The 26,176-nt window shown below is 69.8% G+C and carries 21 protein-coding genes and 1 tRNA gene; 3 read left to right on the top strand and 19 right to left on the bottom strand.

Annotated features, from left to right (window positions below; genetic code table 11):
- Positions 1-5 precede the first annotated feature (5 nt).
- Positions 6-311, top strand: coding sequence for a helix-turn-helix domain-containing protein (locus ACMGDM_RS03745; protein ID WP_436802774.1), 306 nt, complete (start codon positions 6-8; stop codon positions 309-311).
- A 236-nt stretch (positions 312-547) separates the two neighbouring features.
- On the opposite strand, the gene ACMGDM_RS03750 is transcribed toward ACMGDM_RS03745, so the two are convergent.
- The 5 genes from ACMGDM_RS03750 to ACMGDM_RS03770 all read right to left on the bottom strand — a co-directional run bounded on the left by ACMGDM_RS03750 (position 548) and on the right by ACMGDM_RS03770 (position 7,686).
- The gene (locus tag ACMGDM_RS03750; RefSeq protein WP_436802775.1) at positions 548-1,945 is read right to left on the bottom strand and encodes a Gfo/Idh/MocA family protein; all 1,398 of its coding nucleotides are present in this window, start codon (positions 1,943-1,945) and stop codon (positions 548-550) included.
- A gap of 339 nt (positions 1,946-2,284) precedes the next feature.
- On the bottom strand, positions 2,285-4,735 hold the full coding sequence (locus tag ACMGDM_RS03755; protein WP_436802776.1) for a TonB-dependent receptor: 2,451 nt from the start codon (positions 4,733-4,735) through the stop codon (positions 2,285-2,287).
- 352 nt (positions 4,736-5,087) lie between these two features.
- On the bottom strand, positions 5,088-6,101 hold the full coding sequence (locus tag ACMGDM_RS03760) for an SMP-30/gluconolactonase/LRE family protein (protein WP_436802777.1): 1,014 nt from the start codon (positions 6,099-6,101) through the stop codon (positions 5,088-5,090).
- Positions 6,098-7,192, bottom strand: a complete 1,095-nt coding sequence (locus ACMGDM_RS03765; RefSeq protein WP_436802778.1) for a Gfo/Idh/MocA family protein — start codon at positions 7,190-7,192, stop codon at positions 6,098-6,100. The genes ACMGDM_RS03760 and ACMGDM_RS03765 overlap by 4 nt, the downstream gene beginning before the upstream one ends.
- 59 nt (positions 7,193-7,251) lie before the next feature.
- Positions 7,252-7,686 carry a winged helix-turn-helix transcriptional regulator gene (locus tag ACMGDM_RS03770; RefSeq protein ID WP_436802779.1) on the bottom strand — a complete coding sequence of 145 codons (435 nt, stop codon included), beginning with the start codon at positions 7,684-7,686 and terminating at the stop codon, positions 7,252-7,254.
- A 55-nt stretch (positions 7,687-7,741) separates the two neighbouring features.
- Here ACMGDM_RS03770 and ACMGDM_RS03775 point away from each other — a divergent pair, with 55 nt between their 5' ends.
- Positions 7,742-8,350 (top strand): NAD(P)-dependent oxidoreductase, encoded by a 609-nt coding sequence (locus ACMGDM_RS03775; RefSeq protein ID WP_436803620.1) that lies wholly within the window; start codon positions 7,742-7,744, stop codon positions 8,348-8,350.
- 65 nt (positions 8,351-8,415) lie between these two features.
- Here the strand turns inward: ACMGDM_RS03775 and ACMGDM_RS03780 are convergent, their stop codons facing one another.
- From ACMGDM_RS03780 to ACMGDM_RS03815, 8 genes are all read right to left on the bottom strand, one after another.
- Positions 8,416-8,727 (bottom strand): DUF6496 domain-containing protein, encoded by a 312-nt coding sequence (locus ACMGDM_RS03780; RefSeq protein ID WP_436802780.1) that lies wholly within the window; start codon positions 8,725-8,727, stop codon positions 8,416-8,418.
- 89 nt (positions 8,728-8,816) lie between these two features.
- The gene (locus tag ACMGDM_RS03785; protein WP_436802781.1) at positions 8,817-10,001 is read right to left on the bottom strand and encodes an acyl-CoA dehydrogenase; all 1,185 of its coding nucleotides are present in this window, start codon (positions 9,999-10,001) and stop codon (positions 8,817-8,819) included.
- Positions 10,002-10,008: 7 nt separating this feature from the next.
- Positions 10,009-11,877 carry a PAS domain-containing sensor histidine kinase gene (locus tag ACMGDM_RS03790; protein ID WP_436802782.1) on the bottom strand — a complete coding sequence of 623 codons (1,869 nt, stop codon included), beginning with the start codon at positions 11,875-11,877 and terminating at the stop codon, positions 10,009-10,011.
- A 305-nt stretch (positions 11,878-12,182) separates the two neighbouring features.
- Entirely contained in the window at positions 12,183-14,735 is a 2,553-nt protein-coding gene (locus ACMGDM_RS03795) for a TonB-dependent receptor (protein WP_436802783.1), read from the bottom strand.
- A gap of 279 nt (positions 14,736-15,014) precedes the next feature.
- On the bottom strand, positions 15,015-16,820 hold the full coding sequence (locus ACMGDM_RS03800; protein ID WP_436802784.1) for a glycoside hydrolase family 15 protein: 1,806 nt from the start codon (positions 16,818-16,820) through the stop codon (positions 15,015-15,017).
- The gene (locus ACMGDM_RS03805) at positions 16,813-17,625 is read right to left on the bottom strand and encodes a glucose 1-dehydrogenase (RefSeq protein WP_436802785.1); all 813 of its coding nucleotides are present in this window, start codon (positions 17,623-17,625) and stop codon (positions 16,813-16,815) included. Before ACMGDM_RS03805 ends, ACMGDM_RS03800 begins: the two co-directional genes overlap by 8 nt.
- 10 nt (positions 17,626-17,635) lie before the next feature.
- Positions 17,636-18,769 (bottom strand): Gfo/Idh/MocA family protein, encoded by a 1,134-nt coding sequence (locus ACMGDM_RS03810; RefSeq protein ID WP_436802786.1) that lies wholly within the window; start codon positions 18,767-18,769, stop codon positions 17,636-17,638.
- A gap of 171 nt (positions 18,770-18,940) precedes the next feature.
- Positions 18,941-19,576, bottom strand: a complete 636-nt coding sequence (locus ACMGDM_RS03815; protein ID WP_436802787.1) for a uracil-DNA glycosylase family protein — start codon at positions 19,574-19,576, stop codon at positions 18,941-18,943.
- Between the two features lie 36 nt (positions 19,577-19,612).
- Here ACMGDM_RS03815 and ACMGDM_RS03820 point away from each other — a divergent pair, with 36 nt between their 5' ends.
- The gene (locus tag ACMGDM_RS03820) at positions 19,613-20,266 is read left to right on the top strand and encodes a sulfite oxidase-like oxidoreductase (protein ID WP_436802788.1); all 654 of its coding nucleotides are present in this window, start codon (positions 19,613-19,615) and stop codon (positions 20,264-20,266) included.
- A 45-nt stretch (positions 20,267-20,311) separates the two neighbouring features.
- Here the strand turns inward: ACMGDM_RS03820 and ACMGDM_RS03825 are convergent, their stop codons facing one another.
- The 6 genes from ACMGDM_RS03825 to ACMGDM_RS03850 form a co-directional block, all read right to left on the bottom strand.
- Positions 20,312-21,367 (bottom strand): c-type cytochrome, encoded by a 1,056-nt coding sequence (locus ACMGDM_RS03825; RefSeq protein ID WP_436802789.1) that lies wholly within the window; start codon positions 21,365-21,367, stop codon positions 20,312-20,314.
- Positions 21,364-21,924: a cytochrome c oxidase assembly protein gene (locus ACMGDM_RS03830; protein WP_436802790.1), complete on the bottom strand. Its 561-nt coding sequence runs from the start codon at positions 21,922-21,924 to the stop codon at positions 21,364-21,366. The genes ACMGDM_RS03825 and ACMGDM_RS03830 overlap by 4 nt, the downstream gene beginning before the upstream one ends.
- Entirely contained in the window at positions 21,921-22,322 is a 402-nt protein-coding gene (locus ACMGDM_RS03835; protein ID WP_436802791.1) for a hypothetical protein, read from the bottom strand. Before ACMGDM_RS03835 ends, ACMGDM_RS03830 begins: the two co-directional genes overlap by 4 nt.
- Entirely contained in the window at positions 22,319-24,844 is a 2,526-nt protein-coding gene (gene ctaD, locus ACMGDM_RS03840) for a cytochrome c oxidase subunit I (protein WP_436802792.1), read from the bottom strand. The genes ACMGDM_RS03835 and ctaD overlap by 4 nt, the downstream gene beginning before the upstream one ends.
- Positions 24,841-25,785: a cytochrome c oxidase subunit II gene (coxB, locus tag ACMGDM_RS03845; protein WP_436803621.1), complete on the bottom strand. Its 945-nt coding sequence runs from the start codon at positions 25,783-25,785 to the stop codon at positions 24,841-24,843. Before coxB ends, ctaD begins: the two co-directional genes overlap by 4 nt.
- A gap of 286 nt (positions 25,786-26,071) precedes the next feature.
- A tRNA-Arg gene (locus tag ACMGDM_RS03850) sits at positions 26,072-26,148 on the bottom strand.
- Positions 26,149-26,176 lie beyond the last annotated feature (28 nt).

A 26,176-nucleotide genomic window follows, 5' to 3' on the forward strand; every position in this document is an offset into this window, starting at 1 on the left:
CTCGAATGAGTGTTCCGGACTGGCAGATCAGTGGTACGATGGCCGCGGCCCAGCGCGACGCGATACTGGCGGCGCTGCTCGCCACCGACAACAATCTCACTCATGCGGCGCAGCGGCTGCGCATTGGGCGGACGACACTCTACCGGCTGATCAAGTCGTACGACATCATCATGACCGAGCGCGTGCCGCGGCGCCGTGTCGCAGCGGGCGGACCGCGCGGCATCGACGGGCACAAGGACGGCGCGGCGTCGCGCGTGATCCTGGTGGACGGCGCCTGGTATCTCGTCCCCGCTGTTGCGCAGGCGTCGTGAGCGGTGAATCAATCCTCCCCTGCGAGGGGAGTGCGGGCTTTGGCTTGCCCCCGGCAAGCCAAAGCCCGCACTGGCAGGCCGCAGGCCTGACGGAGGGGTGTCGCGGGTGGTGAGTCCATCGCCCTTCGCCGACCGCTTCCCCCCTCCGACGCGCTACGCGCGCCACCTCTTCTCGGAGGGGAGGATCGTTCTCGCGTGCGCGCCTTCCCCGAACAATGTGGGAGAGTACGTCAGCCTCAGATCGTCCAACCGCTCCGATACTGACGCGTCAGCATCGTGTTCGCCTCCGCCGCGTCGGTGATGCGCGCGGCATTGCCGTCGTAGCTGATCGGCCGACCGGCACGCAGCGCGACCATGCCGAGCAGCATCGTCTCGTTGAGCGTGGTGGCGTAGGCGAACGGACACGATGGCTGCGTCTCGCCGCGGATGGCGGCAAGCCAGTTGCGCTCGTGCCCCTGCAACCCGCCCTCGATCCGCGGCAGCGAGCGCGGCACCGCGGCGGCGCGCTCGGCCGCGCCGGCGCCGAACACCACCGGCTTCTCGCCATAGGTCTCGTGCATCAGCATGCCTTGGTCGCCGACGTAGAGCACACCGCCGTCGGGCGTCATCGTCACCTCGGCGGGCAGGTCGTGCGGCGTCGGCGGCATCAGCCCGCCGTCATACCAGGTGAGCTTGATCGGGCCGCCCTTGGCGTTGCCGAACTCGAAGAAGGTCAGCCCCGCCAGCGGCCAGCTGCCCGGCTGCGCCGGCTGGTCGCGCGACGCCCAGCGCGAGTGGCGCGTCTCGACCCGCGTCGGCAGGCCGGGCTCGAGCGCCCACACAGGGAAGTCGAGCAGGTGCGCGCCCATGTCGCCCAGCGCGCCGGTGCCGAACGGGGTCCAGCCGCGCCAGTTGAAATGCGCGTAATCGGGGTTGTAGCCCCAGTCGACCGAGGCCGGCCCGAGCCACAGGTCCCAGTCGAGGCTGGCGGGCTTGGCGACCGGATCGGGGCGCGCGATGCCCTGCGGCCAGATCGGGCGGTTGGTCCAGGCGTGGACCTCACGCACGTTGCCGATCGCGCCGCCACGCAGCAGCTCCACCACGCGGCGGCCGTCGTCGCCCGAATGGCCCTGGTTGCCCATCTGCGTGACGATCTTGGGGTTCTTGCGCGCCAGATCGGCGAGCATTCGGCTCTCCGCCACCGTATAGGTCAGCGGCTTCTGGACATAGACGTGGAGCCCGCGCTCCATCGCCATCTTGGCCGCGACCGCGTGATGGTGGTCGGGGGTGGCGATCAGGACGGCCTCGATGTCCTTGCGCTTGTCGAACAGCTGGCGATAGTCGCTGAAGCGCTCGGCCTTGTCATAGGCGGCGCGCAGCGCGACCCGCTCGGGGTTGGTGTTGCCGCTACGGCCGAGCAGCGACTTGGCGACATGGTCGAAATCGACGTCGCAGGCGGCAACGATATTCTCGCCGGTCAGCCGCGAGGCATTGGCGGCGCCCATGCCGCCCGCGCCGATCACCGCGATGTTGATCTTGTCGCCCGCCTTGCGCCGCCGCGCCGCCTGCGCGACGCCCGGCACCGCCCCCGCCATCGCCGTGGCCGCCGCGCCTGCCAACCACGTGCGGCGGCTAATCCCCTCGCTGATCGTCATCGTCTCTCCTTCGCGTGCGTCGTTGCAGAGGCTTGCGCGCTCACCGCCCTCGTGCCGCGGCCTTGGCTACACGCCGGGAGTGGCGCCATTCGAAAGCAATTATCTTATTGTATGCGGCACGTTGGGGGATGGGGCAAGCCGATACGTTAGCGGCGCTGACGTATGCGGAACGGGACGGGTCGATCGGGCCACTCGCGGGCGGGCGTCGCACCTTCCTCCCGTCATCCCGGGCTCGACCCGGGATCCTTGGTGCCGCGTACACCCGCGCCGTTGTTCTCGCGGCGCCATGGATCCCGGCTCAAGGCCGGGATGGCGGACGGAAGAAGCGACCCGCCCCCCTCAGAAGCTCAGCGCCGCGCTGAAGCGGAGCGAGCGGCCGAGGATCGGGCGCGCCAGCACCGGCCCCGTCCCCTGCGAGCCGATGATGCGCGGGTTGCCCTCGGTCAGCCCGATCTCGTTGGTGAGATTGTTGCCCGTCACCTGGAGCCGGATCCGCTCCGCCACCTCGACCGACACGCCCGCGTCGAGCTGGTAGAAACGCGGCAGCAGCTGCTGGTTCTCCGGATCGGAGAAACGGTCGCCGGTATATTGCAGCGTCGCGAACAGCGACGGGCGCAGGCTGCCGACCGGCAGCTCGTAGGACGGCGTCACGCGCCACATCCAGCGCGGCTGGCGCTGCACGCGGTTGCCCGTGTTGTCGATCGCGCCGCCGCCGGTGAAGAAGTCCTGGTAGGTGCCGTCGAGGAAGGTCCCCGCCGCCGCCAGGCTGAAGCCCGCGAACGGTCGGATCGCGCCCTCCAGCTCGACGCCGGTCGCCTTGGCGCCGCCGACCTGGCTCAGCGCGACGTTGTTGATCAGCTGCGTCGTCGCCAGCCCGTCGAACTTGTTGTGGAACACGGTCGCGTACAGGTTCAGCCACGGCATCGAGACCTTGAGCCCGCCTTCATAGGTATCGACCCGCGCGACGATCGTCAGGTTCTCGCGCAGATTGTCGAACTGCGGGAAGCTGTGGCCGCGGCTGTAACGCGCGAACACGCCGACCTGCGAGGTGAAGTCGTAGTTGGCGCCCGCCGTCCACGACCAGCGCCCTTCACGGAACGGGTCGAGCGTGCGCCGATCGCCGAACACGTTGACGGCATTGTCGTACAGCGTGTTGGGATTGCCATCGAGGTTGACCGGGGTCGCCGCCGGCGTGCGCAGATTCCCGTCGACGATATGCTTCTGGTAGCGCAGCCCGCCGTCGACGCGCAGCTGGGGCGTGATCTGCAGCTCGTCCACCGCGTAGAAGGCGAGATCCGACCCTTTGTAATAAGCGTCGACGAGGAAGCCGTTGCCACCGGTGAAGCCGTTCTGCGTCGCGGTGCGCCCGCCGTTGAGCGTCAGGTTGAGCAGCCGTGCATTGGGCTCGGCGGTGAGCAGCACCTGGTTGCCCAGCGCCCATTGGTCGCGCGTGGTGTAATCGGCGTAGTAGAAGCCGCCGGTCAGCTTGTTGCCGCCCGCCTTCCACTCCAGCGCGGTGTCGGCGACGAAGGAGGTGATCTTCTTCTGCACGCTCCAGATGCCCGCGCGCATCACCTGCGTGTCCGCCCCCGAGGCGACCGCGCCGCCGCCATTGACGTAGCTGAGCGAGGTGACGGTCGAGCCCGCGCCGCCCAACGTGGTCGCCAGCGCCGAGGCGGCGGTCGGCGGACCGTCGGGGACGAGCCCGACCGTGTCGGCGCGCCCGCCGAGATAGCTCATCCGCTCGCGCACGCGCAGGCCGTCGGCCACCTCATAGTCGAAGGTGATGCCGGTGTTGATCACGTCGGCGCCGCGGCCGTTCTCGAGGTTGACGGTATTGCCCTGGACGTTGCGCGTCAGCCGCGTCTCCGGCCCGAGCAAGGTGCCGGTGCCCGCGTCGAAGCCGGGATAGGCGCTGATCTTGCGCCCGTCCTGGATCACCGGGATCGGCAGCAGCCACTGGCCGCGATCGTTGAGATAGCGCGCATAGACCTCGACCGAGCCGCGCCCTTCGAAATCATGGTGGATGTTGGCGGTGACCTGCCCGCCCTTCTCGGCGCGGAAGCCTGGGTCGCGGATGCCGTTGCCCTGCGCGTAGAAGCCGCCGATCATGAAGCCGGTGTTCTCGCCGAGCGGGCCCGACACCCAGGCGTCGCCGCGCGCCTCGTCATAGTCGGTGTACGAGAATTTCGCGAGGCCGTGGAGCTCGCTGCCGCCGGTGCGCGGCACGACGTTGACGGTCAGGCCGGGCTGGCCGTTGGAGAAGAGTGAGCCGGTGCCGCCGCGCACCGCCTCGACGCGCTGCACCGTCTCGTCGAGCCGGATCAGCTGCGAGTTCTCGAGGAACGACAGCGTCGAGGGCGGGAAGATCGGCACGCCACCAAGCTGGAAGGTGACGAACTGCGCGTCGCCGCCCGAGGGGTAGCCGCGGACGAAGATGTTGGCGCCGTTCTGCCCGCCCGAGCTCTCCGCCATCACGCCGGGAACGGTGCGGAGCAGGTCGGCGGTGCTGTTGGGCGCCGCGCGCTCGATCGCGTCGTCGCTGAGCGTGGTGACCGCGAAGGCGGCGTCCTGTCGCCGCGTGCCGCCACCCGCGGTGCCGACGACGATGATGTCGTCGCCGGTCGGCGCATTGGTGTCGACGATGCCGGTGTCGGGCTGCGAGCGCTGGGCGGTGTCTTGCGCGGGGTCGGGCGCAACGCCGGTCTGGGCGAGCGCGGGCGTGGCGAGCAGCGTCAGTGCGACGGTGGCGGCGCCGCTGAGCAGCCGCGAGGCGTGAATGGACCGCATGCTTCTTCTCCCTCTGGTGCGGCGCTCGGGTGGCGCCGTTAACCACGAATGTACGTCGCGCTCGGACTCGTGTCGACACGCGGCGGGCTGGCGGAGGATCGTTGCCGGTGAGGGGTTGCTTCTGCGCCACAGTACGGCGTGTCAGCCGCTCCCCTTCAGGGGAGGGGTTGGGGTGGGGCCTCTCCGCGGGGATTGGGCCCGCAAGTATAACTCGGTCGCGTCGATCTCGGCGAGCAGAAGAGACGGCACGGCCCGGTCATAACCCTAAAGCGGCGCGCCCGCGGCGAGGCCCCACCCCTGCCCCCCCCCCCTGAAGGGGAGGGAGGCTGGCAGGCAACTCGCGAGCGCAGCCTCACCCCACCAGCGCGACGCGGCAGATCCGGTCCGACGCGGTGAGGAACAGACTGCGGCCGCCCTCGCCCACGCAGGCGTTGGCGATCGGCTTGCCGTTGCCGATGATGCCGAGCGGCTCGCCCGCCGGGCTGAGCACGTGCATCCCGCCCGGCCCGCTGACGAACAGATGGCCTGCCGCGGCGACGTCCATGCCGTCGGGCGCGCCCGGCCAGCCCTTGGCCTTGTCCACGCGCATGTCGCGGAACACGCGCGAGCCGGTCGGCAGGCCGCGCGCGTCGAGTGCATAGGCCCATACCAGCGGCGCCGCATCGTCCGAGCACGACAGGTAGAGCGTGCGCTCGTCCGGCGAGAGGCCGACGCCGTTGGGGAAGCGCCGCGCGCCGTCGAGCAGCGTCACCCGGCCGCCGGGATCGAGCCGATAGAGCCCCATGACGTCGAGCTCGCGCAAGGGCGAGTCCGGCCCGGCGGCGAAGCCATAGGTCGGGTCTGTGAAATAGATCGCGCCCGAACGCGCCACGACCACGTCGTTGGGGCTGTTGAAGCGCTTGCCCTGGTAACGGTCGGCCAGCACCGTGCGCTTCTTGGTCGCGAGGTCGACGCGCACGATCGCGCGCGTGCCGCTGTCCGCGACGATCAGCCGGCCCTGGCGATCGAGCGCGAGCCCGTTCGCGCCGGCCTCGCGGATCGAAGGCGGGATCGGCGTCTGCAACCCGGACGGGTCGAGGAATGGCTGCGCGCCGTCGCGGCGCGACCAGCGGTGGACGACGTTGGCGGGCACGTCGGAGAACAGCAGATACTCGCCATTGGCGACCCACACCGGCCCCTCGGCCCAGCGATAGCCGGTGGCGAGCGTCTCGATCGTCGCGCCGCGCGGGATGATCGCATCGAGCCGCGGATCCAGCCGCAGCACCCCCATCGGCGGCGGCTCGGCCGCGCGCGCGGCGGTGGCCGCGAGCGCGCCAAGCCCCGCGCCCAGCCCCGCCAGCGCGCTGCGCCGAGTGATCGCGGTCATGCCAGCCGCACGCGCTGGCCCTCGCGCGCCGAGCGGTAGATCGCCTCGATCACGCGCAGGTCGGCCAGTCCCTCCTCGCCCGCGACGATCGGTTCCTTGTCGTCGAAGATGCACTCGGCGAGATGGTCGAGCTGCGCCGCATGCTGCGGCTTGCTGGCCGGCGGGTCGCGCGGCTCGGTGCGGCCGTCGCGGTTGATCCGCATCTTCTGCCCCTCATAGGAGGTGGCGGGCTCGAGCTCGATCCAGCCCTTGGTGCCGATCACGCGATAGGCGTTGTGGTTCGAGCTGTAGCTCGACACGCAGGTCGCCTCGATCCCCGAGGGGAAGCGCAGCAGGAAGGAGATGCGGTCCTCTACCGTACGGAAACGCGGGTCGGACCGGTCGGTCGACTCGATCGCGCTGACCTCGACCGGGTTCTCCCCGGCGAGATACCGCGCGGCGTTGAGGCTGTAGATGCCGATGTCCATCAGCGAGCCGCCGCCCGACAGCGGCCGGTCGAGCCGCCACTGATTGGGCTGGGCGTTGAAGCCGTGCTCCGAGGTGATGATCCGCGTCGGCCCGACGAAGCCGCTCTGCGCCAGCTGGATCGCGAGCATGTTGTGCGGCTGGAAGCGCGAACGATAGCCGATCATCAGCTTGCGCTTGGCTGCGCGGCACGCCGCGATCATCGTCTCGCATTCCGCCACCGAGACCGCCATCGGCTTCTCGCACATTACATGCTTGCCCGCCTTCGCGGCGCGCACGACATATTCGGCGTGCATCGAATTGGGCAGGATGACGTAGACGACGTCGATCTCGGGATTGTCGCGGATCGTGTCGAAATTGGCGTAGCTGTAGCGGTGCGTCTTGGGGATGTTGTACTGCGCGCCGAACTTCTCGAGCTTGGCGGGCGTGCCGCTGACCAGCGCGACCAGCTTGGAATGCTCGCACTCGGCGAACTTCGACATGATCAGCTCGGCATAGCGGCCGAGCCCGACCACGGCATAGCCGATCTTGCGGTCGCGCGCGGGCGCGGCGCAGGCGCCGCTTGCCGCGGCGGCGAGCCCTACCCCGAGCCCGGCGATGATGGTGCGGCGGTCGGCCTCGCGCATGATCCTCTCCCTTGTCCCCGATCGGTGGCCTCAGCCCCGTGCGCGGAAGGGTAACAGCATCATCCGGAGAGCGCTACCATCTCCGCCGAGCGCTCGCCGCGCGCGTCGTAGCGCGCCTGGGCGGCGGCGACCGCGCCCAACCGCGTCTCCGCCCAGTCAATCATCTGGCGCAGCGCTCCGATCAGTTCGCGCCCCATCGGGGTGATCCGATAAAGTACCTTCACCGGCACACTCGCCTCGACCTCGCGCGTCACCAGCCCGTCGCGCTCCAGCGAGCGCAACGTCTGGCTCAGCATCTTCTGCGACACCCCGGCGATGCGGCGCTTGAGCGCGTTGAAGCGGTGCGGTGAGTCGCTGAGCAGCAGCAGGATCAGCACGCTCCATTTGTCGCCGACGCGGTCGAGCAGCCGACGCGTCGGGCAATCTGCGGCATAGACGTCGCCGCGAACGGTATCGTCGGGGTGACCAGGTGAGGCCGAGGTGCCGTCTTGCATGACACCACGTCCTAGCCAAGTAGGTCACCGTTGGAAACCAGGCGTGGAGATCGAGATGAAGGTAGCAGTGCTGGGCGCGAGCGGTCGCGCGGGCGCGGAGATCACGCGCGAGCTGGCGCGGCGCGGCCATCAGGTCACCGCGATCGCGCGCCATCCCGAGGCAATCCCCGCGGCCGACGGCGTCACCGCGGTGGCGGGCGACGCGCACGATGCGGCCACGCTCGCCGGGCTGGTCCGCGGTCACGACGCGGTGATCAGCGCGCTCCACTTCGATGTGACCGCCGAGACGCTGCTGGGCGCGCTGCGCACTGCCGGTGTCGGTAGGCTGCTGGTCACCGGCGGCGCGGCGAGCCTGCGCACCGCCGATGGCGGCCGGCTGATCGACTCGCCCGACTTCCCCTCGGCGTGGCGCGACATGGCGATGGGTGGCGTCCGCTTCCTGGAGGCGCTCCGCGGGGTGGAGGACGTCGACTGGGCCTTCTTCTCGCCCGCCGCGCTGATCGAGGAAGGACCGCGCACTGGCCAGTTCCGGCTCGGCGGCGACGAGCTGGTGGTGGACGCCGAGGGGCAGAGCCGGATCAGCTTCGCCGATTACGCGATCGCGATGGTCGACGAACTGGAGCAGCACCGCCACCCGCGCGCACGCTTCACCGCGGCGTATTGAGACACGTCCGGGATGACGGCAGCGATTAGGGGAGCGGCGCGACAACTCGCGACAGGCCAGCACCTTCAACCCAGCGCCTTCTCCAGCTCGGCCTTGCTCATCGTCGAGCGGCCCGGCACGTCCGCCTTCTTCGCGCGCTCGTACAGCTCGGCCTTGCTCGGCCCCTGCCCACGCTCGCGCCGCTCCGCCTCGCCCTTGCGGCGCTTGTTCTGCGCGGGGGTCTGCTGGTTCGACGCGCCCGCCTCGCTCAGCCCGATCGCGATCGCCTGTTTGCGGCTGGTGACCTTGCGTCCCGCGCTCGTCTCCAGCTCGCCTTCCGCGAACTCGTGCATCACGCGCTCGACCGTCTCCTGCTGCGCCTTGCTCTGCTTCGCCATCTCACACGCTCCTGAAGCGATGCGGCGAGAACCGGGGCGAGCGACGCGGGGTTCCCAGACCCTCCCGGCGAGCGGGGAGGATCTGGTCTTCAGAATGCCGCGATGCCGGTGATCGCGCGGCCGAGGATCAGCGCGTGGACGTCGTGCGCGCCCTCGTAGGTGTTGACCGTCTCGAGGTTCATCAGGTGGCGCATCACCTGATATTCGCCCGAGATACCGTTGCCGCCGTGCATGTCGCGCGCCGCGCGTGCCACGTCGAGCGCCTTGCCGACATTGTTGCGCTTGACCAGCGAGACCATCTCGGGCGCGAACCGGCCCTCGTCCATCAGCCGCCCGACGCGCAGGCTGGCCTGCAGCCCGAGCGCGATTTCGGTCTCCATGTCGGCCAGCTTCTTCTGGAACAGCTGCCGCCCGGCGAGCGGCGTACCGAACTGCTTGCGATCGAGCCCGTATTGCCGCGCGGCGTGGAAGCAATATTCCGCCGCGCCGAGCGCACCCCAGCTGATCCCGTAGCGCGCGCGGTTGAGGCAGCCGAACGGCCCCTTGAGCCCCGCCACGTTGGGCAGCAGCGCGTCCTCGCCGACCTCGACCTCGTCCATCATCACCATGCCGGTGATCGAGGCGCGCAGCGAGAGCTTCCCCTCGATCTTGAGCGTGGCGAGGCCCTTGGCACCCTTCTCCAGCACGAAGCCGCGGATCGCGCCGTCATGCGCGTCGCTCTTGGCCCAGATCACGAATACGTCGGCGATGGGGCTGTTCGAGATCCAGGTCTTGGCGCCCGAGATCACATAACCGCCGTCGATCTTGCGCGCGCGCGTCGACATGCCGCCCGGATCGGACCCGGCGTCGGGCTCGGTCAGCCCGAAACAGCCGATCAGCTCGCCGCGCGCCAGCCCCGGCAGCCAGCGGTGGCGCTGCTCCTCCGAGCCGTAGCTGTAGATCGGATACATCACGAGGCTCGACTGCACGCTCATCATCGAGCGATAGCCTGAGTCGATCCGCTCCACTTCGCGCGCCACCAGGCCGTAGGCGACGTAGGAGGCGCCGACCCCGCCATATTCCTCCGGGATGGTCGGGCCGAGCAGCCCCAGCGCGCCCATCTCACGGAAGATGGCGGGATCGGTATGTTCGTTGGCAAACGCCTCGACGATGCGCGGCGCGAGCTTGTCCTCGGCGTAAGCGCGCGCGGTGTCGCGCACCATCCGCTCGTCGTCGCTCAGCTGATCGTCGAGCAGGAACGGGTCTGCCCAATCGAACCGGCCCATCTGGGTCATGCGTACGTCAATCCTCTCCGCTGGCCTGCCCGGTGGACCCGAGTGCCGCAGCCGGCTCTAGCGCAGCCGGCACACTTTCGCGCGCGCTTTCCGATCCCCGCGACGCCGGCAACGCAATCTCGCAGAAGACACCGTCGTCGAGCAGCTCGAACCGCGTGCGCGCGCCGAGCTGATACGGCAGCGCATGCTCGATCAGCTCGCGGCCATAGCCGCCGCCCTCGATGGCGACGCGGGCACGATCCAGCGCCACGCCGCGCTCGATCCACTCCACCTCCAGCAGCGGCAGGCCGCCGCCATCCGTCAGCCGCCAGCGCAGCGCGAGGCGCCCGCCGCGCCCGGAGAGCGCGCCATATTTGAGCGCGTTGGTGGCAAGCTCGTGCAGCGCCAGCGCGAACGTCTGCACCGTACTGGAGCGCAGCCGGATGCCGCGCGGCCCGTCCAGCGTCACCTTGCCCGCCGCAATCCAATCGGTGCCGCCGAGCGACTCGAGCTCGCTGCGGACCAGTTCGTCGAAGGCGATCCGGCTGCCCTCCTCGCGCCGCGCGAGCAGGCCGTTGACCCGCGCCAGCGCGCTCAGCCGGTCGTCGAAGCGCGCCGCGAAATCATCCAGCGAGCCGCTGCGTGCCACCAGCTGGTTGGACAGGCCGCGCACCACTCCGAGCAGGTTGCGCGTACGATGCTGGAGTTCGGCGACGAGCACCTCGAGCCGGTCGGAGCTGGTCTTGGCCTCGGTCGCGTCCTCGCTGATCCCGCCGATGCGGTGCAGCCGGCCCTCCGCATCGTGGATCGGAAAGGCGGTGTCGCGGACCCAGCGCACCGCCCCGTCCGCGCCGGCGCGCAACCGGAACTCGCACGTTACCGTCGCGCCGTCGCGCACGCGGCGCAGCGCGTCCAGCACGCGGGGACGATCCTCGGGCAGCATCCGCTCCGCGACACGTCGCAGACTGTCCGACGAACCGCTCGCGAGCGACACGCCGTACAGCCGCTCGAACGCAGGACTGGCGTAGATCAAACCCAGATCGGGCGCGTTGCGGACCCACAGCGCATCCGCCGAGGCGGCGCCGAACTGGCGGAACAGCTCCTCGCTGGCACGCAGCGCGGTCTCGGCGCGCTTGCGCGCGGTGAGATCGATCGTGACCACCAGCAGCGAGCGGACCGGCTCGCTTGCCTCACCCAGGGGCGTGATGCTGCTGTTCGCCCACACCGTCGCGCCGTCAGGGCGATGGTAGCATTTGTCGAGCGACGCGGTCCGCCCGGTCGATAGCGCCTGGCGCACCGCCGCTACCGAGGGTGCCAGATCGGACGGCACTGTCACGTCGGCGACGCTGAGCCGCAACAGTTCCTCACTGCCGCGCCCAAGCAGGCGGCACAGCTCCTGGTTTACCCGCAGGAAGCGACCGTTCTCGTCGACCTCCGACAGGCCGACCGATGCGCTGGAAAAGATCGCGCGCAGCCGTGCGTCGGTCGCGTCGCGCGCGGCGCGATGACGCCGCTCGGCGGTGACGTCGCGCAGCACGCCGACCCATGCGTCGATCGTGCCGTCATCGGCGTGGACCGGGTTGATCGTCCAGTCGACGATATAAGCGGCGCCATCCTTGCGATAGTTGATCGTCTCGCCGGCATAGCCGCGGCCGGCGCGCATGGCGGCCTTGAGCTCGGCGAGCACCGCCCGGTCGGTCGCCGGTCCCTGGACGATCCGCGGCGTCCCGCCGACCAGTTCCTCGATGGCATAGCCGGTGAGCCGCGCCATCGCGGCATTGGCGAAGCGGATCACCGGTCCGGGCGGCTCGATCGCGGCCTCCGTGATGACGATCGCGTGATCCGCCGCCGCCGCGGCACGACGGAACAGCGCCGCCTCGTCCAGCTCCGATGACAACGCGTACGATCCTGTCATTGACGCAGATTACCCGCCCGGGCAGCGCTCCGCCAGCGGCTTAGAGCCTGATCCACCTCGTCTGATGGGGCAGCGTGCTCCGGCGAACCCCGCAGCCCAAGGCGACGGACGTTACCGCCTGTAGCCTGGGCTCCCGTATGCGCGGGAGCGTGGTTCAGCTTGGGTGCGGCAGGCCTTAGGTGCGCTGCTCCTCGCTCCGATCGCGTCGGGCGAACGCCGCCACCAACGGCGCGTCGGCGGCGCGCCTCGAACGCGCTCGTCGCCGCATCGGGGCGTTGGCCGCGATGTCAGAACCTCGTCCCCAGCCGCAGCCCGATCGTACGCGGCGTGATCGGCACCACATAGGGGCGCTGGTCGCACGCGCCGCATTGCTGAAAGCGCGAGATCTGGCCGCGCTCGTCCCATAGATTGCGCACGAACAGCTCGAGCGTATAGGTCGACCATTCCGCCCCCGCTGACAGGTTGCCGGTGGTATAGCCCTCGATCCGCCCCAATGCCGCCGCCTTGGCGACGCGCAGATCCGACGCGGCCGAGCTCTGGTGCGACACCAGCCCCTGCAGATACGCCTTGGCCGCGCCGATCGGGACGGTGTAGCGCGCGGTGCCGCCGATCTTGAACCGCGGCGTCACCGGCAGGCGCGTCCCGCTCGGCGCAAGCACGTCGCTCCCGTCGCCGAGGCAGGTGACGGTCGCGCACAGGTCGGTGCGCGTCTTCGCGTCGGTATAGGCGCCCGAGGCGGTCAGCGAGAGCGGGCCGGCGCTGACATTGGCGTCCATCTCGATGCCGCGGATGCGCGCGTCCGGGCCGTTCTGGATCACCGTGAAACTGTTCTCGCCGAGGAACGAGAATTGGAACTGGTCCCAGTTCTGCTGGTACACCGCGCCGTTGATCCGCAAGCGTCCGTCGAGCCAGGTCGTTTTCCAGCCCAGCTCGTAATTGGTGAGGAAGTCGGCGTCATAATCGCCGACGTCGCCGCGCCGGTTGATCCCGCCGGGGCGGAAGCCCTTGGACCAGGTGGCGTAGAGCAGCAGCAGGTCGGTCGGCTTCCAGGTCGCGTTAAAGCGATAGGTCACGCCCTGGCCATCGGCACGCTTGGGCACCACCCTGCCACCCTCGACCACGCCGAGATTGACGCAGGGAGTCGCGCCGACGTCCTTGGTGGTGAGAAAGGCGCTGGTGTCGCCGCCATTGAGGTAAGCGTCGCGCAGCGTGCCGCCGCCGGCCAGATAGCAGCCCGCCATGCCGGTGCGCGAGCTGCCCGCGGCGTTGAACGGCGTGGCCGTATAGGGTCGTCCGTCGGCCGAATCGACGCCGGGATTGCGGCCGAAGCCGAAGAAGCCGACCAGCGAATTGTCGTAGATGAAGGCGCGCCCGCCCGCGGTCAGCGTCAGCTTGGGCGTAAGATCGTAGCTCGCCTCGCCGAACACCGCGTAATCCTTGTCGACGCGATGCTGGCGCGTCAGCCATAACGTGCCGGTATAGCCGTTGACCGACACGTCCGGACCCAGGTTCGGGATCTGATAGTCCTGGAAGATCAGGTTGCTCTGCCGCTGGTAGAAGGCGCCGGCGACGAGCCGGAACGGCTGGTCGGCGGGCGAGGCGACGCGCAGTTCCTGGCTGGTCTTCTTGAAATGGTCGCGCCCGATCACGCGCTGGCGCGGGTCGATCGTGTTCCCGGCAGCGTCCTGATAATAGAAATAGCCCGCCAGCCCGCCGACCGAGGAATAGAGCGAGTCATAGGCCTCGGAATAGTCGGTATAGTCGCTCGACTGCTCGGCCCGACGGTCGAGATAGGCGCCGGCATAGGTCACGTCCCAGTTGCCGAGCTGGCCCTCGATCGTCAGCGCCGCCTGGGCGAACCGATCCTTGCGATATTCGGGGTAGAAGTGCTGCACCGCGAGGTCACCGACCTTAGGATCATAGGCGTAGGTCCCGTGGCTGCGCTGCTCCTGGTAGAGCAGGGTCGGCGTTGCGGTCCAATTGTCGTCGAGATCGATCTTGAGCGCGGCGCGGCCGCCATAGGTCTCGGTGTCGTTATAGTCCTTTTCGACGAATTGGTCGTTGGTGACGGTGATGCCGCCGGGCTGGGGCAGGAAGCTGCGCGTGCCCGGCACGTTGTCGATGAAGCCGGCATCGCGCTGGTAGAAGCCGACGACACGCAGCGCCATGCGCTCGCCGAACGGGATGTTGAGCATCCCCTCGGTGGAATAGCCGATCCCGCCGGAGTGGACGCTGTTCACCTCGCCGTCGACGCGGCCGTAGAAGCCGGCGGTGTCGGGCTTGTTGGTGATGATGCGGATCGTGCCCGCCTCGCTCGACGCGCCGTACAACGTGCCCTGCGGCCCGGCGAGGCTCTCGATCCGGGCGACATCATAAATATGGATGTCGAGCGTGCCGCCGATGGTCGTGACGGGCTGCTCGTCGAGATAGGTGCCGACCGAGGGCAGCGAGCCCGAGTGGTTGCCGTCGCCGCCCGAGGCGACACCGCGCATGTAGACGGTGGTGACCCCCGGCTGCGACGACTGGAACGCCACCGACGGCAGCAGTTGGGTATATTCGTTGAAGTTCGAGACGTTGAGCTGATCCAGCCGGCGCGTGCCGATGGCCTGGATGCTGATCGGCACGTTCTGGATGTTCTCGTCGCGCTTCTGCGCGGTGACGATGATGTCGCCATCGGTGGTGCTGCTGTTCTGCGGCACGTCCGCGCGCGTGGTCTCGCCCGAGCCGCTCGGCGTGGCGGCGACCTGATCGGTCGGCGTCCCGGTCTGCGCCGCCGCCGGGGACACGATCGCGGCCGGCGCGAGAAGCTGCACCAGCATGCGACGCTTGAAGCTCACCACCACAATGCCCCCATTGTTTCTGCTATGTGACCGGCATGCTGCGATGCGGCGGGGATGGCGTCAATCGTGCTTGTGGCGACGCGGGCGATTTCGTCGCGGTGACGGTGACGTTGTCATGGCAATATCGCGTGCGACGCTGGTGTCCGGGACCGTTCAAGCCGCAACAGCGTGCCCCCTGAAGACCCCAGCGTCGCCAGCCCCAACGCTTCCGTCATCCCGAACGCGCTTCAGGATGACGGCGGCGGTCCGATCGACGCGGAAGTGCCGCCCCCTTGATACCTAGGGTTGCCAGTTGGGCCGGTAGCTCGGGTCGAGCCGGCGATCGAGGAAGTAAGCCGCGCTGATGAAGGCGAGGTGAGTCAGCGCCTGCGGGAAGTTGCCCAGCGCCTCGCCGCGGCGATCGAGTTCCTCGGCGAACAAGCCGAGGTGGTTGCCGTAAGCGATGCCCTTCTCCAGCATCAACTGCGCCTCTGCCAGCCGCCCGGCGCGCGCGAGACATTCGGCATACCAGAAGGTGCAGGTGGTGAACGCGCCCTCACCGCCCTCGAGCCCGTCGGCGTTGCGGTAACGGTAGACCAGGCCGTCGTCGCGCAGTTCGTCCCCGATCGCATCGAGCGTGCGCAGCCAGACCGGATCGGTCGAGGAGACGAAGCGGACCAGCGGCATCATCAGCAGCGCGGCATCGAGCGTGGTGCCGCCGCGCTCCTGGACGAAATAGCCGTGCTCCGGATGACGGAAGTTCGCCCACACGTCGTCCACGATTGCGTCACGCGCTTCCGACCAGGCGACCAGCGGCGCGGGCAGCGAGCGCTTCTTCGCCAACCGGATCGCGCGATCTAGCGCGACCCAGCACATCACGCGCGAGTGGAGGAAGTGGCGCGGCGCCGAGCGCATCTCCCAGATGCCGGCATCGGGCTCCTGCCAGTGCGCGATCACGAAATCGACGATGCCGCGGACATGCTGCCAGCCCTCGTGGCTGATCGCCGCACCGTATTTGTTCGAGAGATAGGTGCTGTCAAGCAGCTCGCCGAAGATGTCGAGCTGGGTTTGCGCATGGGCCGCATTGCCGATCCGCACCGGGCGGCTCCCGGAATGGCCGGCGAGATGATCGAGCTCCTGTTCGTCCGCCGCCTCGGAGCCGTCGATCGCATACATGACGCGGACCGGGTGGGCCGCGTCGGCATGCATCACACGCTGCCCCGCCCAGCGGCGAAAATGCTCGGCCTCGTCGACGAAGCCGAGCCGCATGAAGGCGTAGACGGTGAACGAGGCGTCGCGGATCCAGGTCGCGCGGTAGTCCCAGTTGCGCCCGGCGCCGGTCGCCTCGGGCAGCGCGAAGGTGGCCGCCGCCGCGATCGAGCCGTGCCGCCGCGACGTCAGCAGCTTGAGCGCGAGCGCCGAGCGCAGCACCTGTTCGCGCCAGCGTCCCTTGTAGCTGGCATGCCGGAGCCAGCCGCGCCATGCTGCGGCGGTGGCCTCGATCGCCGCCGCGATCGCGGCGCTGTCGGGCAGCGCAAGCGTGTCGTCGCCAAGCACGAACCAGGCGGTGTCCCCCGCCGCCAGCGAGAAGTCGGCGGTGACCGCCCCCTCCTCCGCCACCAGCGGCATCGCGCCGTGCAGCCGCATCACCAGGTCGCGGCCAACGAAGCGCGCCGTCCCGCCCTCGGCCGTCACGCGCGGCACCTCGCGCGCATAATCGAACCGCGGCGCGCAGCGCATGTCGAACCCGACCGTCCCCTGCGTCACCGAAACGCGCCGGATCACGCAGCGTGCGCCCAGCGTCGCGGCGGCATCCGGGTGCGGCATGAGATCGACCACCTCGGCGCTGCCCTCTTCCGCCATCCAGCGCGTGATCAGCACGTTGGTGTCGGGCACGTAGAGCTGAAGCCGGCGCGCCTCGCGCAGCCGCGGCGCCAGCGCGAAGGCGCCGCCCTTCCCGGCGTCGAGCAGGTCCGCGAAGATCGTCGGGCTGTCGAGCGACGGCCAGCACAGATAGTCGATCGTGCCGTCCCGCGCGACCAGCGCCGCGGTCTCGAGATCGCCGACGATGCCGCGGTCGCCGATCGTGCGCGGCGGCTCAGCCATTGTCGCGGAACTCGGGGTAGAGCGTCATGCCGCCGTCGACGAACAAGGTCGTGCCGGTGACGTAATCCGCGGCGTCCGACGCGAGCCACACCGCGGCGCGCGCGACATCCTCGGGCTCGCCGATCCGGCCGTACGGGATCAGCCGCAACAGCTTCTCCAGCGCTTCCTCGGTTTCCCACGCCTCCTTGTTGATCGGCGTGCGGATCGCCCCCGGGGCAATGGCATTGACCCGAATTCCGTCGGCGGCGACCTCCTGTGCGAGCGAGCGCGTCAACATCCGCACACCGCCCTTCGCCGAGGCGTAGTTGACGTGCCCGGCCCAGGGGATGACCTCGTGGACCGAGCTCATCGCGATGATCGTCCCCGCGCTCCGCGCCGGGCGCCCCTCGCTCGGCTGCGCGCGGAAGCGTCTCACTGCCTCGCGCGCGCAGAGGAAATGGCCGGTGAGATTGACGCCGATCACCGCGTTCCAATCGTCGAGCGAGAGGTCCGCGACCGCGGCGTCCTTCTGCACGCCAGAATTGGCGACGAGCACGTCGACGCGCCCGAAGGCGGCGGCGGTCTCGTCGAACAGGCGGATCACTTCCTCCTCCTGCGAGATGTCGGCCTCGATCGCGACGGCGCGCCCGCCGGCGGCCTCGATCCGCTCGACCAGCTCGTCGGCGGGCGCGCGCTGCGAGCGATAGTTCACCGCCACCGCGGCGCCGGCGCCGGCCAGTGCCTCGGCGACCGCGAGGCCGATGCCGGAGCTCGCGCCCGTGACGATCGCGCTATGGCCGGCGAGCGGCCGTGCCGGGTCGGTCATCGCCGCCACCTCAATCGCGCGTCGGTGAGGAGGCGTTGACCGGCTCGGGCGCCGAGACCGCGCGCAGCGTCTGCAGCTGCGTCTCGGGATCGATCCGGCGCGAGCGCTGCATCACCTTGACCGGCTCGGCCTTGCCGCTGCGCATCGCCGCGACCACCGCCTCGATCACCGCGAGGTCCGCCAGCCCCTCCTCGGCATCGGGCTCGGGATCGCGCCCTTCGAGAATACAGGCGGAGAAGTAGCGCAGCTCGCCGCCGAACTGGTCGGTCGCGGCGAACGTTTCGTGCGCATCCTTGCCGCCCACGCTGCGGAACTGCTCCAGCCCCTGACCGAAACCATAGGCTGGATTCATCTCGATCGAGCCCTTGCTGCCGACCACGATGAGGCTGTCGACCGCGTCGGCGGCGTAGCTCACGGTGAATTGCGCGAGGCGATCGCCGGGCAGGCGCAACGTCACCGCGACCGTGTCGTCGAGGTCGCCCAGCCCGGCCGACGCGTGACGCACCCCGACCGCGGACACCACTTCGACCGGCTCGGCGCCGAACAGGTAGCGGATCGCGTTGATCGGATAGGGCCCCATGTCGAACAACGGCCCGGCCTCGATGCCGTGATGCGCGCGATGATTGGCGGGATCGAGCGGCTGGCTGAAGAGCGAGGTGAAGGCGATCAGCTCGCCGATCTCGCCCGCGCGGATGCGCCGGATCGCGTCCAGCGTCGCGGGTTCGAAGTGGAGGCGATAGGCGGTCATCAACTTGGCGCCGCCGCGCTTGGCCGCCTCGGCGATCAGTTTGCCCTGCGCCACCGATACTTCGAGCGGCTTCTCGCACAGCACGTGGATACCCGCCTCCAGCGCGGGCACCGCGAATTCAGCATGCCGCCAGTTGGGCGTGGCTAGATAGATGGCGTCGATCTCGCCGGTGCCGAGCAGGGCGGCGAAGCTCTCATAGCCGTAGAGGTGCTTGACCCCATATTTCTTGCCGAGCTTGGCGAGCTTGACCGGATCACCCGAGACCAGGGCAGTGATCTCCGAGTTGCCAGTGTGCTTGACGCCGGGCATCAGCGCTTCCTGCGCGATGTCGCCCAGCCCGACGATGGCGTAGCGCACCTTGCGCCCGCCCAGCCCGAGTGCCGACGCGATGCTCATGCCTGTCTCCGCTGCGTTTGATCGAGGAACGCCGCAACCGCTTGGGAGCGGGGGAAGGTTCCGTCACGCGTGGTGGTCAGACGGGCCGGTCGGTCAGTGCCGAGACGATCGTCGCGGAGGATCGCTTGTCATCGGATCGGCGCGATGGCGGCGCCGCAGGCGCCACCGCGCTCACCCCAGCGCCGTCGCCACCGCCGCGCGAAGCTCGGGCAGTACCTCCGCTTCGAACCACGGGTTGCGCCGCATCCACAGCTGCGACCGCCACGACGGATGCGGCAGCGGGAACAGCGCCGGCAGATAGGCGCGGAAGTCGGCGACGCGCGGGGTGAGCGCGCCGGGGCCGAGCACATGCGCCTGCGCATAGCTGCCGACCAGCAGCGTCAGTCGCACCTCCGGCATCGCGGCCAGCAGCGAGTCGCGCCACAGCGCGGCACAGGCGCGCGGCGGCGGGCGATCGCCCCCGCTGGCGCGGCCGGGATAGCAGAACGCCATCGGCAGCGTCGCGACATGGCGTGCGTCATAGAAAGTGTCGGCGCCGATCCCCATCCAGTCGCGCAGCCGGTCGCCGGAGGCATCGTCGAACGGGCGCCCGCTGGCGTGCACCTTGCTGCCCGGCGCCTGGCTCGCGATCAGCACGCGCGCGGTGGGTGAGACCTGGATCACCGGGCGCGCGCCCAACGGCAGCGCCGCGCTACAGGCGGCGCAAGCGCGGACGCGCGCCACCAGCTCGTCGAACGTTTCCATCGCCGCGACGTAGGCGGTCAGGCGCGCGGCGCAACCGTAGCCACCACGCTTGGCGTTACGCACGCGCAGGGGCATGGTCGGCGCGAGGAGATCGCAGTGATGGACGACGAGGACGTGCCGCCGGACAGCAAGCTCACGCGCACGAAGCGGCGGTGGGCCGAGGAGCACAAGTTCGTCGATTCCGCGGCGGCGCGCGGCGAGGACCGGCTGCCACCCGGCCAGCATCTCGTTTCCAACTGGCCCGTGCTCGATCTCGGCGTCACGCCCGACATCCCCACCGCGCGCTGGCAGCTGCGGATCGCCGGGCTGGTCGAGCGCCCCGTCACGCTCGACTGGGCGGCGTTCAGCGCGTTGCCCGAGGTGCGGCGGCGCTCGGACATCCACTGCGTCACCACCTGGTCACGCTACGACAATGACTGGACCGGCGTGAGCACGCGCGACCTGCTCGACCTGGTGGTGCCGCGCGCCGAGGCCAAGGCGGTCATGCTCCACGGCGCGGACGGCTACACCACCAACGTGCTGCTCGAGGATTTCGCCGCGCCCGCAGCGCTGGTGGCTTATGCGTGGCAGGGCCAACCGCTGACGCGCGAGCATGGCGGGCCGGCGCGGCTGATCATCCCGCACCTGTATTTCTGGAAGAGCGCCAAGTGGATCACCGCGATCGACGTCCTCGGTGCGGACGCGCCGGGCTTCTGGGAGGTCAACGGCTATCACATGCGCGGCGACCCGTGGAAGGCGGAGCGCTACGGTTGACGATCGCGGCCGCTATCGAGCACGCGGCCCTGGTGGACGCTCGCCTCACTCCCCCGCGAGATAGCGCGCGAGCGGCTCGATCATCTCCTCGGGAATACGGCGCGCGATCACCGGCATCACCTGCTGCGGCTGGCGGGCGTCGATCACCGTCTCGTCGCCACGCCAGTGACGCAACCGCTCCGCGATATACACTGCGTGCTGCCCGGCGAGCACCGGCTGCGGCTTGCCGGGCGCGTGGCAGCTCGCGCACGGCGGCAGCTGACGCTCGGGCAGCCCGCGCTCGACGATCAGGCGCGCGCGTGCGTCACGCCCCGGCGCCGCACCCAGCCCCGGCATCGCGGCGAAATGTGCCGCCAGCGCCCGCCGCTGCTCGGGGGTGAGCACCGCCGCGACATTGGCCATCACCGCGCTCTGGCGGCGCCCGTCTGCATAGGCAGCCAGCGCCGCCTCGAGATAGGCCGCGCGCTGCCCGCCGAGCACCGGAATGTCGGGCTGCCCGCGCCCGCGTCCGTCCGCGCCGTGGCAGGCGACGCAGCCCACCAGCGTGGCGCCGGCGAGCGCACGCGCGTCGGTCGTCCCCGCACCCGTCGCCCCGCCACTCAGCACGCGATATTCCGCGACCGACATCATCGGCAGGCGGCGCACGAAGGCGACCATGCGGCGGATCTCGTCGTCGCGCCCCTTTCCGCCCCAGGCCGGCATGCCGCTATATTTCACGCCGTGGCGAAGGATGTAGAACAGCTGCTTGTCGGTCCACTGCCTGGCGTTGACCGACAGATCGGGCGCGGGCGGCATCGCCTGCTGCATCACCGGCGAGGGGCGCTGTCCCGGCGCGCCGTGGCAGGTCGCGCAGGCGGCGGCGAAATGCCCCGCCGCGCTCACCATCGCGCCGTCGCGCGCGATCGGATCGTCGGGCGAGTCGAAGAAGCTGTGCGTCTTGACCGAGTTGCGCATGGTCCAGTGGAGGAACCACTCGGTCACTGCCCAATGGCCTGACGAGGCGGCGATGTTGAAGATGCCCGACCAGGCGAACAGCAACCCCGCCGCCGCCAGCGTCGCCAGCGCGGCCACCAGCCGCTTCCAGGTCACCCGGATCGTCATGCTGCGCGCGGCTCCCGCAAGAGGGTGGCGAGCAGCCACAGCCCGCCGAGGCAGTAGCTCGCGCCGCCGACCACCAGCATCACCACGCCGCCGAGCTGCTGGTCGGCGAGCGCGTCGAGGCCCGTCGCGGGGTGCATCGCCATCATCGCGTAGAGCGGGCGCGGCGCAAGCCCGATCAGCGCGCCCAGCAACGTCATGTGCATCGAGGTGAGCAGCAGCGCGGCCGCACCTGCCGCGGGCTGCGCCAAGGCGGCGCGCCACAGCGCGACGCCCGCGGCGAGGAACAGCGCCTGCTCGACCAGTGCGACGGCGGCGTGCGAGTCGGCGAGCCCCCGCAGCGCGGGAAAGTGCCACGCCCAGACGATCGCGAACTCCATCATCGCCCAGAGCAGCGGCGCGCCCGCGCCACGTGGGCGCCGCGGCAGCGCGGCGGCGAGCGCCGGTGCAGCGACCGCGACCGCACCCATGTGCGCCGCCATATGCCCGGTCATGCCGAGCCCGGCGAAGCCGAGCGCGGTGGCGCCGAGCGCGAGCGCGAGGCCGGGCGCGGCTTTCACCGGCAGTCCGTCAGCAGCAGCGCGGGGGCGGCGGTGAACAGCACCGCGACGAAGCTCAGTCCGGCCAGCAGCAGCGTCGCGGTGGCGAGGAAGCGCAGCCGGTCGATGTCGGTACCCTCGTCGTGCGGCGGGTCGTCGCCCGGCGTGCGCGACTGCACCCAAGCGATCCAGCCCGAGCCGAGGATGATCGCCAGCGCCGCGCCCGTGCCGACCACGAAGGCGACGGGGAAGCGCGGGAAGGCGCCGAGCTTGGCGCAGCTCACCGCCACCCAGAGGTAGCAGAACAGGAAATGCACCGCCCAGACGGTCGGCGGCACGATCAGCGTCCACAAGGTCACGCGCAGGCCGCGGATGCGCTCGCCCAGGCTCTGCCGGCCGCGGGGTGCGTCGCGCTTCATGCCGCCCCCGGGAACAGGCCGATCGTGGCGTAGGTCACCACTGCGGTCAGCGCCATGAAATGCTGGTAGACCGTGATGTTGCGCAGGTCGGCGTCGTGCTGCGGCGTCATCCGCCCCGCCAGGCTGCGCGCCAGCGTATAGAGCTGCATGATCGCGCCGACACCGCAATGCGCGGTGGTCCAGATCGCCAGCGTCCACACGATCGCGGGGTAGACGTGGAGCTCGGGCTGCAAGCCGCTGAGCCACGGCCCCGCCAGCCCGGAGCCGATCGCGCCGAGCGACAGCAGCGCCGCCATCCCCAGCGCCGCGCGCGCGGCGCCGACCGCCTCGCGCCGGTTGAGCTCGCGCGCGGCGACGGTCAGCGCCCAGCTCGCCAGCATCACCGCCATCGCCAGCATCGGCCAGAAGCTGCCCGGTCCGTCCATGCCGGGGCCGCTCGGCGGGAAGTTTTCGTGCCGCGTCCAGAAGAAGTAATAACCGAACACCAGCCCCGAGAAGGCGGTGGCGTCGGCCATCATCGTGATGAACATCGCCCACCAGCCGCTCGCCGAGGCACCCGAGATATACAGCGGCAGCGCGATGCCGTGCCCGATCGGCTTGCAGTCCTTCTCCGGTATCTCGGCGGTGCCGGTCCACAGCCAGTACAGCACCATTGCCAGCGTCACGACGGCGCCGACCAGCGCCGCCCAGTAGAGATGATAGGTCGTCAGGATGAAGACGCTGCCCAGCGCGATCGCGGTGAGCATCGGCACCACGCTCGGGCCGCCGAGCCGCAGCACCTGCACCGGTCGCGCGTCGAGCACGCTGGTGACGATCGTCTCCCGTCGGCCTTCCTCCGCGTCTGGCAGGAAGAAGCGGCCTTCGTCCACCTTGGCGACGAAGTTCTTCTGGTCCCAAATCGGGTAGCGGCTCTCGATCAGCGGGATCGAGCGGATGCCCCAATCCTCGTCGTCGGGATGGGCGAGCCACTCGAGCGTCCCCGCGGCCCAGGGGTTGCGCGGCGACTTGGAGCGGCGCGGGCTCAGCGCGAGATCGACGCACACCAGCAGCACGCCCGCGGCGAACACCCAGGAGCCGATCGTCGAGGCGAGGTTGAGCCCGCCGATGCCGAGCTCCTCCGGATAGGTGAAGACGCGCCGCGGCATCCCCATCAGCCCGGAGAAGTGCATCGGGAAGAAGGTGAGGTTGGCGCCGCCGAACAGCAGCCAGAAGGCGGTGCGCCCGATCCGGTCGGACAGCTTCTTCCCGGTGATCAGCGGCCAGTAATAATAGAGGCCGCCGAACAGCGGGATCAACGTGCCGCCGATCAGGACGTAGTGGAGGTGGGCGACGATAAAATAGGTGTCGTGCGCCTGCCAGTCGAACGGCGCGATCGCGACCATCACGCCGGTCAGCCCGCCGATTACGAAGATCGCGATCGAGCCGGTGACGTAGAGCAGCGGCGTCGACCAGGTCACGCGCCCCGCCCAGAGCGTGGCGATGAAGGCGAAGATCTGGATGCCGGTCGGGATCGCCACCGCTTCCGATGCGGCGGAGAAGAACGCCAGGCTGATCTTGGGCAGCCCGGTGGTGAACATATGATGCACCCACAGCCCGAAGCTGAGGAACGCCGTCCCCACCGCGGCGAGCACGATCCAGGGATAGCCCAGCAGGTGCCGCCGCGCGAAGGTCGGCACGATCATCGCGAACAAAGCGATCGATGGAAGGAAGACGATATAGACCTCGGGGTGGCCGAAGATCCAGAACAGGTGCTGCCACAGGATCGGGTCGCCGCCCTTGGCCGCGTCGAAGAAGGGCCAGCCGAGCAGCCGCTCCAGCTCGAACAGCACGTCGCCGGCGATCAGCGGCGGAAAGGCGAACAGGATCATCACCGCGACGACCAGAATGTACCAGGCGTAGAGCGGCATCAGGTTGAGCCGCATGCCCGGCGGGCGGCACTTGAGCACACCGGTGATCAGCTCCACCGCGGCGGCGACCGACGACACCTCGATGAAGCTCAGCCCCAGCATCCATATGTCGGCGCCGAGCCCGCTCAGGTCGGTGCGCGTGGTGAAGGGCGGGTACATGAACCAGCCGCCGTCGGGCGCGGCGTCGAAGAAGATCGAGCCCGAGACGAACACGCCGCCGATCAGGAAGCTCCAATAGCCGAACGCGCTGAGCCGCGGGAACGGCAGGTCGCGCGCACCCAGCAGTTGCGGCAGCAGGATGATCGAGACTGCCTCGAACATCGGCACCGCAAACAGGAACATCATCATCGAGCCGTGCAGCGTGAACAGCTGGTTGAACGTCGACGGCGTGACCAGCTCGTTGCCCGGCTGCGCCAGCTGCACGCGCATGATCAGCGCGAGCACGCCGGCGAACAGCATGAAGCCGAAGGCGGTCAGCGTGTACCACACGCCGACCTGGTTGTTGTTGGTGTCGGTCCAGCGCAGGAACAGCCCCTTGGGCGGCGCCCAGACGGCGCGCAGCCGCTCCTCCTGCGCCGCGCGCAACGCGGGATCGTCCTGCGCGTGGAGGCTCATCGATTCGTCTCCAGCCAGCGCGCGATCGCGGCGGCGTCCTGCACGGACATTTGCGGGTAAGCGGGCATGCGCGCGCCGGGCTTCACCGCCGGCGCGTCGCGGATGAAGCGGACGAGGTTGGCGGTGGTGAGCGGCTGGATCCCTGCCGCCATCGTCGCGCGGCTGCCGAGATGCGTGAGGTCGGGGCCGATCGCGCCCGCCGCGCCGGTGCCGCGCACCGCGTGGCAGCCGCCGCAGCCGTGGGCGTCGAACAGCCGCGCGCCCGTCGCAGCGGCGGTGGTAACCGGGCGGCGCTCGGCGGCGAGCCAGGCGTCGAAGGCGGCGGGCTCCATCGCCACCACGTCGAACGCCATCAGCGCGTGGCTCAGCCCGCAGAATTCGGCGCATTGCCCGCGGAAGCGCCCCGTACGCGTCGCGTGGACGACGAGCGTGTTGGTGCGGCCCGGCACCATGTCCATCTTGCCGGCGAGCCCGGGCACCCAGAAGCTGTGGAGCACGTCGCCGCCCTCAAGCGCGAGCACGACGTCACGCCCGACCGGCAGGCGCAGCTCGTTGGCCGAGGTCACCGCGGCGGCGCCGGCGGGCTGATAGGCCATGCGCCACCAGAATTGCTCGCCGGTGACGGTGACGCGCAGGTCATCGCGAGCGGCGCGGATCGGGCGCATCGCGGGAAGCGTGGCGATCAGCAGCGCGAGCAGCACGACGCTGGGCACGATGCCGCCCGCCCACAACACCAGCCGCATGCCCTGGCGGTGGGTCAGCGCGCCCTCGCGCGAGCGCGACGCCGCGACCATCAGCGCGGCGAGCGCCAGCGCGATCACGACCGCGCCGAGCACCATCCAGCCGGTCAGCCCGGCGAGCCACGCGGCCTCCGTGCCGAATGTTGTGAATGCGGATTGGCGCCCCGAGCCGATCGTCTTGTCCCCCTCGTCGAGAAGGATCGTGACGGAGCTTTGTTCCTGCTACGGCGGTGACGAAGTGTTGCTGGGCTCCGAGGTGATCACACCGAAACGCTTTCACCGGTGTTCGGCGGCGGCCGAGAGCTCGGGGGAGGCGTTGATGAGACTCGCGTGCTCGGCGCGAAGACGTGCGCTACGACGGACGGGAAGCCGGGCCACGACCCTCGCAGCGAACCGCCGCACGAGCGCACGATGCGGACGCTACACACCATTACTGACCCGAGCACCGCTGTGTGCGGGGAACGAGCGTCAAAAATGATGGAGAAGCTGGCGCACCCGACAGGATTCGAACCTGTGGCCTCTGCCTTCGGAGGGCAGCGCTCTATCCAGCTGAGCTACGGGTGCCGGTCGGGTGCGACTAGCAGGGTGCGCC

Source organism: Sphingomonas larreae, assembly GCF_051400595.1.
GTDB lineage: Bacteria > Pseudomonadota > Alphaproteobacteria > Sphingomonadales > Sphingomonadaceae > Sphingomonas.